Origin of the sequence: Streptomyces sp. NPDC018693 (genome assembly GCF_044391385.1) — a bacterium.
Classification (GTDB): Bacteria; Actinomycetota; Actinomycetes; order Streptomycetales; family Streptomycetaceae; genus Streptomyces.
In genome coordinates this window covers 189600-203482 of record NZ_JBIRZZ010000010.1, presented here as the reverse complement: position 1 = coordinate 203482, position 13883 = coordinate 189600, and the positions used below count along the sequence as shown (strand labels likewise).

The following is a 13883-nucleotide window of genomic DNA, read 5'->3' as shown; positions in this document are numbered from 1 at the left end:
CACGGGGAAAACGACCCGGCGCCGACGAGTCTTGGGGGACTCGGCGGCGCCGGGTTCGGTTGTGCTTCCGCACGGCGGGCTGTCCCGCGCACGGCTGACGCGCTGCGAGCGATGTCAGAAGCCGCGTTGTGCTGGCAGCCGCTGCTCTCGGCTCTCGGCAAGGATCAGCACTGGGTTGTCCACAGCCCCTGGGTTATCCACAGCCCCCGCCGCGAAGCGCGGCCAAGTCGTACGCTGGACACCCCCGGCGGGACCCGCGTCGGGCCCTTCGTGTTGCCCAACCCTGGAGAAAGCCGCTCCATGAGCCTGCACGGTCTGCTCGACGCCGTCGTCAAGGATGCCGCCCTCGCGGAAGCGATCAAGGCGGCCGCAGACGGCAACCGCATGCATGTCGACCTGGTCGGCCCGCCGGCGGCGCGCCCCTTCGCGATCGCGGCGCTGGCGCGTGAGTCGGCGCGGCCGGTCCTGGCGGTGACCGCGACGGGGCGCGAGGCGGAGGATCTGGCCGCCGCCCTGCGCTCGCTGCTGCCCCCGGACGGCGTCGCGGAGTATCCCGCGTGGGAGACGCTGCCGCACGAGCGGCTCAGCCCGCGCAGCGACACCGTGGGCCGTCGGCTGGCCGTGCTGCGGCGGCTGGCCCACCCGAGCGCGGACGACCCGGAGACGGGCCCGGTCTCGGTGGTCGTGGCACCGGTGCGCTCGGTGCTGCAGCCGCAGGTCAAGGGGCTGGGGGAGCTGGAACCGGTCGCCCTGAAGACGGGCTGGACCGCCGATTTGAACGAGGTCGTGGAAGCCCTCGCGGCCGCGGCGTACGCGCGCGTGGAGCTCGTGGAGAAGCGCGGCGAGTTCGCTGTGCGCGGCGGCATCCTGGACGTGTTCCCGCCCACGGAGGAGCACCCCCTGCGCGTCGAGTTCTGGGGCGACGACGTCGAGGAGATCCGCTACTTCAAGGTGGCCGACCAGCGCTCCCTGGAGGTCGCCGAGCACGGTCTGTGGGCCCCGCCCTGCCGTGAGCTGCTCCTGACCGACGACGTACGCACGCGTGCGCGTGCCCTCGCCGAGGACCACCCGGAGCTGGGCGAGCTGCTCGGCAAGATCGCCGAGGGGATCGCGGTGGAGGGCATGGAGTCCCTGGCGCCGGTTCTCGTCGACGACATGGAGCTGCTGCTCGACGTGCTGCCCAAGGGCGCGATGGCCGTGGTGTGCGATCCGGAGCGGGTGCGTACGCGTGCGGCCGATCTCGTGGCGACGTCCCAGGAGTTCCTGCAGGCGTCCTGGGCGGCCACCGCCGGCGGCGGCGAGGCGCCCATCGACGTCGGCGCGGCCTCCCTGTGGTCCATCGCCGACGTGCGGGACCGCGCGCGTGAGCGGGACATGATGTGGTGGTCGGTGTCGCCGTTCGCCGCCGACGAGGAGCTGGACGCGGACACGCTGAAGCTCGGGATGCACGCGCCCGAGGCGTATCGCGGGGACACCGCGCGTGCGCTCGCCGACACCAAGGGCTGGCTGGCCGACGGCTGGCGCGCGGTGTTCGTGACCGAGGGGCACGGCCCGGCGGCCCGCACGGTCGAGGTGCTCGGCGGGGAGGGGATCGCGGCCCGCCTGGACGCGGACCTGGCGGAGGTCAGTCCCTCGGTCGTGCACGTGGCGTGCGGTTCGATCGATCATGGTTTCGTCGACCCGGCGCTCAGGCTCGCCGTCCTCACCGAGACCGACCTCACCGGCCAGAAGGCGGCCGGCCGTGACGGCGCGCGGATGCCGGCCCGCCGCCGCAAGACCATCGACCCGCTCACCCTGGAGGCGGGCGACTACATCGTCCACGAGCAGCACGGCGTCGGCCGCTACATCGAGATGGTGCAGCGCACCGTGCAGGGCGCCACCCGCGAGTACCTGGTCGTGGAGTACGCCCCCGCCAAGCGCGGCCAGCCCGGCGACCGCCTGTACATCCCCACCGACCAGCTGGAGCAGATCACCAAGTACGTCGGCGGCGAGGCGCCCACCCTGCACCGCCTGGGCGGAGCGGACTGGACGAAGACCAAGGCGCGCGCGAAGAAGGCCGTCAAGGAGATCGCGGCCGACCTGATCAAGCTGTACAGCGCGCGCATGGCGGCCCCCGGCCACGCCTTCGGCACGGACACGCCCTGGCAGCGTGAGCTGGAGGACGCGTTCCCGTACGCGGAGACCCCCGACCAGCTGACCACCATCGCCGAGGTCAAGGACGACATGGAGAAGTCGGTCCCGATGGACCGGCTGATCTGCGGCGACGTCGGCTACGGCAAGACGGAGATCGCCGTACGTGCCGCCTTCAAGGCCGTACAGGACGGCAAGCAGGTCGCCGTCCTGGTGCCGACGACACTGCTGGTGCAGCAGCACTTCGGCACGTTCTCCGAGCGCTACTCCCAGTTCCCGGTGAGCGTGAAGGCGCTGTCCCGCTTCCAGACCGACACCGAGGCCAAGGCCGTACTGGAGGGGCTGAGGGAGGGCTCGGTGGACGTCGTCATCGGCACCCACCGCCTGTTCTCCTCCGAGACCAGGTTCAAGGACCTCGGCCTGGTCATCGTCGACGAGGAGCAGCGCTTCGGCGTCGAGCACAAGGAGCAGCTGAAGAAGCTGCGTGCCAACGTCGACGTCCTGACGATGTCCGCGACTCCGATCCCCAGGACCCTGGAGATGGCGGTGACCGGCATCCGCGAGATGTCGACGATCACCACCCCGCCCGAGGAGCGCCACCCGGTGCTCACCTTCGTCGGCCCCTACGAGGAGAAGCAGATCGGCGCGGCCATCCGCCGCGAGCTGCTGCGGGAGGGCCAGGTCTTCTACATCCACAACCGGGTCGAGTCGATCGACCGCGCGGCGGCCAGGCTCCGGGAGTTCGTCCCCGAGGCGCGGATCGCGACCGCGCACGGCCAGATGTCGGAGGCGGCGCTGGAGCAGGTCGTCGTCGACTTCTGGGAGAAGAAGTTCGACGTCCTCGTCTCGACGACGATCGTCGAGTCAGGCATCGACATCTCCAACGCGAACACGCTGATCGTGGAGCGCGGCGACACCTTCGGCCTGTCCCAGCTGCACCAGTTGCGCGGCCGTGTCGGACGCGGGCGTGAGCGCGGGTACGCGTACTTCCTGTACCCGCCGGAGAAGCCGCTCACGGAGACCGCGCACGAGCGGCTCGCGACCATCGCCCAGCACACGGAGATGGGCGCGGGCATGTACGTGGCGATGAAGGACCTGGAGATCCGGGGAGCCGGCAACCTCCTCGGCGGCGAGCAGTCCGGCCACATCGCGGGCGTCGGCTTCGACCTGTACGTGCGCATGGTCGGCGAGGCGGTCGCCGACTACCGGCGGCAGCTGGAGACCGGCGAGATCCAGGAGGAGCCGCCGCTCGAGGTCAAGATCGAGCTGCCCGTCGACGCGCACGTCCCGCACGACTACGCGCCCGGCGAGCGCCTGCGCCTCCAGGCGTACCGCTCGATCGCCTCCGCCAACACCGAGGAGGACATCAAGGCCGTACGGGAGGAACTCACCGACCGTTACGGCAAGCTGCCGGAACCGGTGGAGAACCTCCTCCTGGTGGCGGGCCTGCGGATGCTGGCACGCGCGTGTGGCGTCGGCGAGATCGTGCTGCAGGGCACCAACATCCGCTTCGCGCCGGTGGAGTTGCGGGAGTCGCAGGAGCTGCGCCTGAAGCGCCTGTACCCCGGGACGGTCATCAAGCCGGCCGTGCACCAGGTGCTCGTACCGCGCCCGAAGACCGCGAAGGTGGGCGGAAAGCCGCTGGTCGGGCGGGAGTTGCTCGGCTGGGTCGGGGAGTTCCTGGCGTCGGTGCTGGGTTCGTAGCCCGCGCTGGGTTCGTAGCCCGCGCTGGTTTCGTAGCCGGTGTTGGGTTCGTAGGACCGCGGGAAGCCGCCCATGGCGGATGCGTGAAGCCGCCCACGGCGAGAGCCGTGGGCGGCTTCTGTATCACTGATCTTCGCGACGGTCTGTGCGGTGCTCCGTGAGGATCTGTCCGGCCATCCGTCCGGCCCCGTCTGCGGCGGTCCTACGGTTGCTCGGGTCGGCCGCGGTCGCGGCCGCGATCGGCGTCGCGGTCCATGCCGAGTGAGCCCTCGGCCCTCTGCTGCGCCTGGTCGACCTGGCTCTCGTACGTGCCGCCCGTCCTCTCGTTGATCTTCTGTTCAACGGCGTCGGACGTGTCCTTGCCCTTGCCCCGCGCCTGATGCCTGAACCTGTCGAAGATGCCCATCCAGAGCTCCTTCCGGAGTGACTCACCATCGACGATATGCCGGAGTTGAGCGGAATGCCCACTTGAGGGAGGTGGTGGTCTGGACCTCCCGGCAGCCACCGTGCGCCCCCTCGTTACGGTGTACGCGCATCCGCCGGGGGAAGACCGGCAAGAGGCGCCGGGCACCGGCGGGCAAGGGGAGGGTACGAGTGAGGCGGCTGAGGGGCGGGGCGACGGTCACCGTGGCGCTGATATGCGCCGTGACGGCGGGATGCACGGACGGCACCACCGATTCCGGTCCGGCGGGGCCCGGCCGCACCCCGGCCGACGGGGGAGCGGCGCTCGCGGCCGCGCAGGCGCTGCCCGTGAAGGGCCGGGCTCCGAAGACGGGTTACGACCGCGCCCAGTTCGGCAGCCCGTGGGCCGACACGGACTCCAACGGCTGCGGCACCCGCGACGACATACTCAAACGCGACCTGACGGATGTGAAGTTCACCGGCGGCACCTGCAAAGTGTCGTACGGCGTACTGGAGTCGGACCCCTACTCCGGCAAGGACGTCACCTACCGGCGCGGCCGCAGCCAGGTCGACATCGACCATGTCGTCGCCCTCTCGGACGCCTGGCAGAAGGGCGCCAAGTACTGGGACGACAGCAAACGCATCGCCCTCGCCAACGACCCGCTCAACCTGCTCGCCGTGGACGCGAGCACCAACCGCTCCAAGGGCGACGGCGACACGGCGACCTGGCTCCCGCCCAACAAGGCGTACCGCTGTCCGTACGTCGCCGCGCAGGTCGCCGTGAAGAAGAAGTACGGCCTGTGGGTGACGGCCGCGGAGAAGGCCGCGATGGAGAAGGTCCTGTCCGGCTGCCCCGACCAGAAACTCCCCACGGGAGGCAACCCGACGAAGGCGCCGGAGCGCTTCCGCGCGGGGTGACCGGGGCGACGTCCGTGCCGACCGCGAACATGCCGCCGTCGCCGCCCACCCGGCCGCCGGCCGGGCCAGGCGCCCCACCGGACGCGCGGAAAGTGATCAGTGCGACAACGGTTCGGTACAACTCGGGACCCGTTGTCCGTGTCGGCCTATACGCTCGACCCGCCACACACAATCCACACACCCCGGTCCAGGAGCAGTCATGTACGGCCACGGCGCGGCGCCGCCCTCCCGCAGCACGGGAACCGTCATCACCCTGCGCGTGCTGTTCGCCGCCGCCGGTTTCCTCTCCTGCGGTCTGCTCGCGTGCGTGCCGCTGTTCAGGGTCGCCCACCTGCGGGGCCGGTGGTACGACTGGACGGCGGCCTGGGTGAGCCTGCCGCTGTCCGTCATCGGGCTGGCGGTGGCCGGCTCGGTGCCGGAGAGCGACGCGCGGGGCGATGTGGCCGTGGCGGTGGTCCTCATCCTGGGCGCCGCGAGCGCCGCCTACTTCCTGACCGTCGACATCCAGCTCGGCGGGCAGCGGCGGCAGCTCATCACCGGTTACGCCCCGCCGCACGCGACCACCACCGTCCAGCCGCCCTACGGCTACCCGCAGGCGATGCAGCCGACGCAGCCCGCCCAGCCGATGCAGCCGACGCCGCCGGTGTCGCCGTACCAGACCACGCTGGGCCCCGGGACGCACCCCATACCGCCCGGCCCGCACACGCCCGTCCCCGGGCCGCCGCTCGCCCATACCTCGCCGCCGGTCCCGGGCCCCGTCCCGCCGCCCCAGCGGCCCGCGCCCGCCCGGATCGACCAGGTGCGCGCCGAACTCGACGAGCTGAGCGACTTCCTGCGCAAGCAGGAGGGGCGCCAGGACGGCGGCGACCCCGAGAGCGGTAGGTGACCGTGGCGCAGGGACGCGTCATCGCCGGCCGGTACGAACTGGCCGCACTCATCGGCCAGGGCGGCATGGGGCAGGTCTGGACGGCGTACGACCGCCGGCTCGACCGGCGCGTGGCGGTGAAGCTGCTGCGCCCGGACAAGGTGGCCGGCGCGGAGGCCGACGAGCTGCGCCGCCGCTTCCTGCGCGAGTGCCGGGTGACCGCCCAGGTCGACCACCCCGGCCTGGTCACGGTGCACGACGCGGGCAGCGAGGGCGACGAGCTGTTCCTCGTCATGCAGCACGTCGACGGCGTGGACCTCTCCGGCCATCTCGCCGAGCACGACCCCTACCCGTGGCCGTGGACGGTCGCGGTCGCCGCGCAACTGTGCGCCGTGCTGAGCGCCGTGCACGCCGTGCCGATCGTCCACCGCGACCTCAAGCCGCGCAACGTGATGGTGAAGCAGGACGGCACGGTCACCGTCCTCGACCTCGGCGTCGCGTCCGTCATGGACAGCGACACCACGCGCCTCACCCACACCGGCTCGCCCATCGGCTCGCCCGCCTACATGGCGCCCGAGCAGGCGATGGGCGGCGCGGTCGGCCCGTACACCGACCTGTACGCGCTCGGCGTGCTGATGCACGAACTGCTCAGCGGCGACGTGCCGTTCGCCGGCTCCACGGCGCTCGGCGTGCTGCACCGGCACCTGTACGAGCCCCCGGTGGCCGTGCGCCGGATCCGCCCTGAGGTGCCGGAGGCGCTGGAGAGCCTGGTGCTGCGCCTGCTCGCGAAGGATCCGCAGCACCGCCCCGCCTCCGCGCAGGAGGTGTACGAGGACCTGGCGCTGCTCCTGCCCGCGCGCGGGACCCCCACCGGGGCGCCCCTCGACCCCACGCGCCCCTTCCTGCGCCCGCACGCCCCCTGGCCGGACCGCGCGCTCACCCCCGCGCCCCAGCCCACCTCCGCCACGCCCGTGCCCGGCGGCCGGACCGGCAAACCGGACGTCGCCGACGCCGTCGACGAGGTCAAGCGGCTCCTCGGCGCGGGGCGCATCACCCAGGCCGTGGACATCCTCAGCGCGATCCTCCCGGCCGCCGCCGAACAGCACGGCCAGCACTCCCCGGTCGTACGCACCCTGCGCAAGCAGTACGCGGCGACCCTCATGGACGACGGCCAGTACCGGCGCGCGCTGCCCGAACTGCGCCGGCTCGCCGACGAACGCGCCGCCGAGGCCGGCCAGGCCGACCCGCAGTCCCTGCGCTTCCGCTACGACATCGCCCAGTGCCTGGAGCAGCTCGGCGAACCGGCGGCCGCGCTCGCCGAGTACCGCGCGCTGCTGCCGTACTACGAGAACCAGTACGTGTCCGGCGACCCCGAGCTCGCGTACGACGTGCGCCGGCGCATCGGCCAGTTGCTCCTCGCGCTCGGCGACCGCGCGGCCGCCCACGACACGCTGATCCGCCTCCTGCACGACGTGGAGCGCCTGCGCGGCCCCGGGCACCCGCTGGCGGCGGAGGTTCGCAGGACCTTGCAGTGGCTGGGCCAGGTGCGCGGCTGACCGGCCCCTACCCGGCGGCCAGTTCGCACCAGACGTACTTGCCCCGGTTGCCGAACCGGGAGAGCGGCTGCCAGCCCCAGACCTGGGCACAGGCCCGTACGAGCATCAGCCCCCGTCCATCCTCCTCACCGGTCGACTCCGCGCACTCGCCCGGAAAGTCCGGCGGTTCCGGGTCCGCGTCCCACGCGCCGACCCGCAGGACCCCGTCCCGCCAGCGCACCCTCAGCGCCGCGGGCCCCTTCGTGTGGCGCACGGCGTTGGAGACCAGCTCGGTGCCGAGGAGCTCGGCGTCGTCGGCCAGGTGGATGAGGCCGTGCACCGTGAGCACCATCCGGATCATCCGGCGGCAGACGGGGACGGCACGCAGGTCGTTGGGGATGTGGAGGGAGTACTCCCAGGAGTCGGGGGTCTCGGTGAACGCGCTTCTGGGCATGCGTCAACTCCGGTTCTTGCGGTGGGGGTTCGGAGAGCTGCGGAGGGGAGCGGGCGGTGTCATTGCCGCGCCCGTCATGGCAGGACGGGGCGGTGCGCTTCCGGGGTCCCGACGTTTCCGCAGCGTGTGCGTCGCATCACCGACGGTAGGGCTAACATGTCATACGGGGCAAGCTGGTCGCGTAATCTCACCACCGAACGAGTCACACCCGCGGGCATGTTGAACCGAGGAGCAATCGATGGTCCTGAGGCGCGAACCAACGGCACGGCAGGTTCGCCTGGGGGTCGAGTTGCGCAGACTTCGCGAGGCTGCTGGGCTCACTGCCCGGGACGCGGCGGCGCTGCTCGGGACGGGGCGCGTGCAGATCAGCCACATCGAGTCCGGGCTGGCGGGTGTGAGCGAGGAACGGCTTCGCCGCCTCGCGTCCCACTACGCCTGCACGGATGAGGAGTTCATCAACGCCCTGGTCGTGATGGCCACGGACCGGACGCGCGGTTGGTGGGAGGAGTACCGGGGCTTGCTGCCCACGTCGTTCCTGGACCTGTCCGAGCTGGACCATCACGGCTCGTTCCGGCGCGAGGTGGCCATCCTGTTCGTGCCTGGCCTGCTGCAGACGGAGGCATACGCGCGCGCGGTATTCTCGGCCCGGATTCCGGAACTTGCCGAGAAAGAGCTTGAGTTGCGGATCCGTCACCGGATGACGCGTAGCTCACTCATCGAGAAGCCCCCGTCCATCCCCTATGACGTGGTGATCCATGAGGCGGCGCTCCGCATCCAGGTCGGCGACCGCGCCACGTCAAGGGGGCAACTCGCTCGGCTTCTTGAGCTTTCCGACGCCGCTCACATCACCGTGCGGGTCATCCCCCTTGCACTGGAGGGCTTCGCCAGGGCCTCAGCGACCATGCTGTACATCGGTGGCCCGGTGGCCAAGCTGGACACAGTCGTGCGCGATGCGCCCCATGGCTCAGTTTTTGTCGATTCTGAGGCGCAGCTCAGCGCGTATCGAACACGCCTTCGTAAGGTAGAGGAAGCGTCACTCACCCCCGACCGCTCGCGTGACTTCATCTACAAGCTGGCCAAAGATCTGTGAGGCTCCCAGTGATTACCCCTGACACCTGGCGGAAGTCGTCCTACTCCGGCGAGGGTGACGGCAACAACTGCGTCGAGATCGCGTACCGCCGCTCCCATATAGCCGTCCGCGATTCCAAGGCCCCCGCCCGAGCCACCCTCACCTTCCCGGCCGACGCCTTCGCCCCCTTCCTCGAAGCGCTCAAGGGCGGACCGCGTCACGGGGCGGCCTCGCTCGGCTGAGCCTGGCGGGGCGCGGCGATGCCCGAAGCGGCGGAGAATCGTTGGTCGAATGGGGTTGGCCACACGCGCACCACTGCCTACCATCGATCACCGCAAGACTTTGTGCACCGCCGCACAATCTCCTCGGGAGGTTCCCTTGCACCGCCGTCGCCGCACCGCGCTCCTGATGTCCGCCGCGATTGTCGCGGCCGGACCCCTTCTCACCGCCTGCGGAAGCGACGCGCGTCCGGGCGCGGCGGCCGTCGTCGGTGACGAGCGGATCACGATCTCGCAGCTGGAGAGCCGGGTGAACGAGGTCCGCGAGGCCCAGCGCGCGGCGGTCACGGACGACGCCCAGTACGCGCAGGCCGTCGCCCAGACCGGGAGGCTCACCCGGGACACCCTGCACGGCATGGTCCTCGACCAGGTGCTGCAGCGCGCCGCGGAGGACGCGGGCGTCACCGTCAGCCGCAAGGAGGTCCAGGAGATGCGGGCCGGCCTGGAGCAGCAGGCGGGCGGCGCGGAGGGCCTGGAGATGGCTTGGCTGCAGCAGTACGGCGTGCCGCCGCAGCGCCTCGACGAGAACCTCCGCCTCCAGCTCCAGGCCCAGAAGCTCGCCCAGGCGCTCGGCACCGACACCAATCAGCCCGCCTTCTGGAACGCACTGTCCAAGGCGTCGCAGGAACTCGGCGTCGACCTCAACCCCCGCTATGGCAGCTGGGACGTGCAGAAGGTCGGCCGGGTCGACGCGACGACGCCGTGGGTGCGGGAGGTCACGGCGGCGGGCGACCAGCAGCCGGCGTGAGAATACGACCGCGCCGCCGGGCCTGTGGATAACCCAGGGGCTCGTCGGCGGCCGTGGGTTACGTTCGAGGTGTGAACGATGTGACCGCACCCCCCGACCCCCACTCCGCCACCGGCCGAGTCGTCCTGCTCACCACCAGCCACCGCGTCGCCCCCGGCCTGCTGTCCTGGCCCGCCTGGCAGGCGCTGCGCACGGCGGACGGTGTGCTGTGCGCCGATGGCGCGCACCCGCAGCTGCCCTATCTGCGTGAGGCGGGCATACGGGTGGAGGAGGGGTCCCCGACCGCCGAGGACCTGGTGGCCCGGTGCGCCGGCGGGCACACGGTCGTGGTCGTCGCGACCGGCGAGGGCGAGCCGGCCCTCACCGACGGCCTGGCCCGACTGGCCGGCTCCGGCCGGGTGGCCATGCCCGAGCTGGAGCTGCTCCCCGCCTCCTACGACCTCCCCGGCGCCCGCCTCCTCGACCTCGTCCAGGTCATGGACCGCATCCGCGCCGAGTGCCCGTGGTCGTCCCGCCAGACTCACCAGGGCCTCGCGAAGTACGCGGTCGAGGAGTCGTACGAACTGGTCGAGGCGATTGAGGACGGGGACCGCGACGAGCTGCGTGAGGAGCTGGGCGACGTCCTGCTCCAGGTGGTCTTCCACGCCCGTATAGCGGAGGAGGACGAGGAGACGCCGTTCTCCATCGACGACGTGGCGGGCACCATCGTCGACAAGCTGATTCACCGCCACCCGCATGTCTTCGGCGACGCGACAGCCACCACCCCGGAGGAGGTCAAGGAACACTGGCTGCGCACCAAGGCCGTCGAGAAGCGGCGCGATTCGGTGACCGAGGGCATCCCGCTCCAGCAGCCGGGCCTGGCCCTCGCCGCCAAGCTGGCCTCCCGCGTCCGCACGGCCGGCCTGGACGTACCCCTGCCGAAGCCCGACGGCACAGGCCCCGGCATCGGCTACGAACTCCTGGCCCTCGCGGCCCGAGCGGAGGCCGAGGGCATCGACCCGGAGGCGGCCCTGCGAGCAGCGGCCCGCGCCTACCGCGACGCGATACGGACGATCGAGAAGGAGAAGCAGAACTAGTCCGGGCCATGCTCACCGAGGGATGGGAGCGAAGGCAGGGGGGCAGTCCGGTTGCTGCGTAGGGTCGGGGTATGCAGTACGACGAGCCTCGCGGACCTGAACTCTTCACCTGGGAGTTCGCGGCAGACCCCTACCCCGCCTACGCCTGGCTGCGGGAGCACGCGCCCGTGCGTCGGACCACCCTGCCGAGCGGGGTGGAGGCATGGCTGGTCACCCGGTACGCCGATGCCCGGCAGGCGCTCGCGGACCAACGGCTCTCCAAGAATCCCGCGCACCATGACGAGCCCGCGCATGCGAAGGGCAAGACGGGTATCCCCGGTGAGCGCAAGGCCGAGCTGATGACGCATCTGCTCAACATCGACCCGCCGGACCACACCCGGCTGCGTCGGCTGGTGAGCAAGGCGTTCACGCCGCGCCGGGTCGCCGAGTTCGCGCCCCGGGTCCAGGAGCTCACCGACCAGTTGATCGATCGGTTCGCCGAGAGGGGGCATGCCGACCTGATCCACGAGTTCGCCTTCCCGCTGCCGATCTACGCCATCTGCGACCTGCTGGGCGTGCCCCGCGAGGACCAGGACGACTTCCGGGACTGGGCCGGCATGATGATCCGGCACGGCGGGGGCCCGCGCGGCGGGGTCGCGCGGTCGGTGAAGATGATGCGCGGCTATCTGTCGGAGCTGATCCACCGCAAGCGCGCCGCCCTGCCCGTGGAGCCGGCGCCCGGCGAGGACCTGATCTCCGGGCTCATCCGCGCCTCCGACCACGGTGAGCACCTCACCGAGAACGAGGCCGCCGCGATGGCGTTCATCCTCCTGTTCGCCGGCTTCGAGACGACCGTCAACCTCATCGGCAACGGCACCTACGCCCTGCTCACCCACCCCGAGCAGCGGGCCCGCCTCCAGACCTCCCTGGCGCACAAGGAGACGGCCCTCCTGGAGACAGGTGTGGAGGAACTGCTGCGCTTCGACGGGCCCGTCGAGCTCGCCACCTGGCGGTTCGCCACGCAGCCGCTCAGCATCGGCGGTCAGGACATCGCGCCCGGCGACCCGGTCCTCGTCGTGCTGGCCGCCGCCGACCGTGACCCGGACCGCTTCACCGACCCCGACACGCTCGACCTCTCCCGCCGCGACAACCAGCACCTGGGCTACGGCCACGGCATCCACTACTGCCTCGGCGCCCCGCTCGCCCGGCTGGAGGGCCAGACCGCCCTGGCCACCCTCCTCACCCGCCTGCCGGACCTGCGCCTGGACGCCGACCCGGCCGAGCTGCGGTGGCGCGGCGGGCTCATCATGCGCGGACTGCGCACACTGCCGGTCAGCTTCACACCGCCTCAGATGTGAATGACAGTCACTGCCTCGGCGGTGCCTTCACCGTGGCAAACATGACGCACCCTCACCTCTGTGATCTTCACGTGATCTGCGCGGCATGAACTTGTGACAAGTGATCGTCTGCCTATACGTTCACTCGTCAACGCGGTTGGGTAAGCAGCGCATCCGCCGCGCCGGTCACCACTGTCTCGAGAAAGGCCCCCGCATGCTCTCCGGGAACGGTCGTCACCGTCGCCCCCGCCAGGCCCCGGCGCTCCTCGTCGCGGCCGGAGTGACCGGGTCCGCCATCGCCATCCCGCTGCTGGGCGCGTCCGGCGCGAGCGCGGCCGACGGCACGGTCTGGGACAAGGTGGCGGAGTGCGAGACCGGTGGTTCCTGGAGCGCCGACGAGGGCAACGGCGAGTACGGCGGCCTGAGCCTCACCCAGGACGACTGGGAGGCGTACGGCGGTCTCGACTACGCGCCCAGTGCCGACCAGGCCAGCCGCAAGCAGCAGATAGCCGTCGCCCAGAAGCTGCTCGCCGAGAAGGGGGTCGGCGCCTGGGGCACCTGCGGGCTGACCGCCGGGCTCACCAAGGCGAACGGCACGGTCGCCGTGGACACCGGCCTCCCTCAGGGCGCCCTGACCGGCACCGGCCTCTCGGACTCCTCCAAGAGTTCGACCGGCGGGACATCGAGCTCCTCTGGTTCCTCCAGCCCGTCCGACTCGTCCGGTTCCTCCAGTTCCTCCGGTTCCTCCGCTGTGTCCACGTCTCCGTCCGTCGGCCCGTCCACCGGTGCGTCCGCCGAGACGTCCACCGACTCGTCGCCTTCGACCCCTTCTTCCGGTACGACTGACAGCTCCGCAAAGTCCGATACGTCCGCCCCCGCCGACCCTGGAGTGGAGGGCGCTCAGGCGGCCGACGGCTCACCTACGGTCACCGCCGATGGGGAGAAGTCGGACAACTCGGGGCAGAGTGTGGGTTCCTGGAGCCTCGTCGACACCGGTGCGCTCGGCACCGGCCGCCACCGTGGCGCCCCCGCCGAGGAGTCGGCGGGGTCCGGGGAGTCCGCGAGCGACGCGTATGTCGTCCGCGACGGCGACACCCTCGCCTCCATCGCCGACTCCCTTGACGTCACCGGCGGATGGCGCGGCCTCTATGACGGCAACAAGGATGTCATCGGCCCCGACCCGAGCCATATCGTCCCCGGTCAGACCCTGTCCGTCGGTAGCGAATAGGGCGAAAACGCGCGGGAGTTCACGCCCCACTTCACTCCGGAATGTCCGGTTTGGCGAAAGTGTGGGATGAGTCTCAGAAGCCCTGATCGTCTTTGAAATTCGGCGGATCGCGTGTCTACGGTCATGACCGCTCGGCAATCCGAGCCCCGGCCGCCGCAAC

At 71.2% G+C, this 13883-nt stretch carries 12 protein-coding genes; 10 read left to right on the top strand and 2 right to left on the bottom strand.

Features of this window, described 5'->3' with window-relative positions:
* Positions 1 to 300 precede the first annotated feature (300 nt).
* Entirely contained in the window at positions 301 to 3834 is a 3534-nt protein-coding gene (gene mfd / locus ACH5AC_RS25700; protein ID WP_398864520.1) for a transcription-repair coupling factor, read from the top strand.
* Between the two features lie 202 nt (positions 3835 to 4036).
* Here mfd and ACH5AC_RS25695 read toward each other — a convergent pair whose 3' ends face one another.
* Entirely contained in the window at positions 4037 to 4240 is a 204-nt protein-coding gene (locus ACH5AC_RS25695; protein ID WP_398864519.1) for an antitoxin, read from the bottom strand.
* Positions 4241 to 4428: 188 nt separating this feature from the next.
* Here ACH5AC_RS25695 and ACH5AC_RS25690 point away from each other — a divergent pair, with 188 nt between their 5' ends.
* The 3 genes from ACH5AC_RS25690 to ACH5AC_RS25680 all read left to right on the top strand — a co-directional run bounded on the left by ACH5AC_RS25690 (position 4429) and on the right by ACH5AC_RS25680 (position 7575).
* Positions 4429 to 5154, top strand: coding sequence for an HNH endonuclease family protein (locus ACH5AC_RS25690; protein ID WP_398864518.1), 726 nt, complete (start codon positions 4429 to 4431; stop codon positions 5152 to 5154).
* Between the two features lie 199 nt (positions 5155 to 5353).
* Positions 5354 to 6040, top strand: a complete 687-nt coding sequence (locus ACH5AC_RS25685) for a hypothetical protein (protein WP_398864517.1) — start codon at positions 5354 to 5356, stop codon at positions 6038 to 6040.
* Between the two features lie 38 nt (positions 6041 to 6078).
* Positions 6079 to 7575 carry a protein kinase gene (locus ACH5AC_RS25680; protein WP_398864614.1) on the top strand — a complete coding sequence of 499 codons (1497 nt, stop codon included), beginning with the start codon at positions 6079 to 6081 and terminating at the stop codon, positions 7573 to 7575.
* A gap of 7 nt (positions 7576 to 7582) precedes the next feature.
* Here ACH5AC_RS25680 and ACH5AC_RS25675 read toward each other — a convergent pair whose 3' ends face one another.
* Complete coding sequence (locus tag ACH5AC_RS25675; RefSeq protein WP_398864516.1) at positions 7583 to 8008, bottom strand: ATP-binding protein; 426 nt, start codon at positions 8006 to 8008, stop codon at positions 7583 to 7585.
* A 238-nt stretch (positions 8009 to 8246) separates the two neighbouring features.
* Between ACH5AC_RS25675 and ACH5AC_RS25670 the strand changes: the two genes are divergently transcribed.
* The 6 genes from ACH5AC_RS25670 to ACH5AC_RS25645 all read left to right on the top strand — a co-directional run bounded on the left by ACH5AC_RS25670 (position 8247) and on the right by ACH5AC_RS25645 (position 13723).
* Positions 8247 to 9098: a helix-turn-helix domain-containing protein gene (locus ACH5AC_RS25670; RefSeq protein WP_398864515.1), complete on the top strand. Its 852-nt coding sequence runs from the start codon at positions 8247 to 8249 to the stop codon at positions 9096 to 9098.
* 8 nt (positions 9099 to 9106) lie between these two features.
* A complete protein-coding gene (locus tag ACH5AC_RS25665; protein WP_398864514.1) occupies positions 9107 to 9319 on the top strand; it encodes a DUF397 domain-containing protein in 213 nt (70 codons plus the stop codon).
* A gap of 136 nt (positions 9320 to 9455) precedes the next feature.
* Positions 9456 to 10103, top strand: a complete 648-nt coding sequence (locus ACH5AC_RS25660; protein ID WP_398864513.1) for a SurA N-terminal domain-containing protein — start codon at positions 9456 to 9458, stop codon at positions 10101 to 10103.
* Positions 10104 to 10174: 71 nt separating this feature from the next.
* Positions 10175 to 11179 (top strand): nucleoside triphosphate pyrophosphohydrolase, encoded by a 1005-nt coding sequence (locus ACH5AC_RS25655; RefSeq protein WP_398864512.1) that lies wholly within the window; start codon positions 10175 to 10177, stop codon positions 11177 to 11179.
* A 71-nt stretch (positions 11180 to 11250) separates the two neighbouring features.
* Complete coding sequence (locus ACH5AC_RS25650; RefSeq protein WP_398864511.1) at positions 11251 to 12516, top strand: cytochrome P450; 1266 nt, start codon at positions 11251 to 11253, stop codon at positions 12514 to 12516.
* 193 nt (positions 12517 to 12709) lie between these two features.
* Positions 12710 to 13723 (top strand): transglycosylase family protein, encoded by a 1014-nt coding sequence (locus tag ACH5AC_RS25645; RefSeq protein WP_398864510.1) that lies wholly within the window; start codon positions 12710 to 12712, stop codon positions 13721 to 13723.
* Positions 13724 to 13883: the final 160 nt, after the last annotated feature.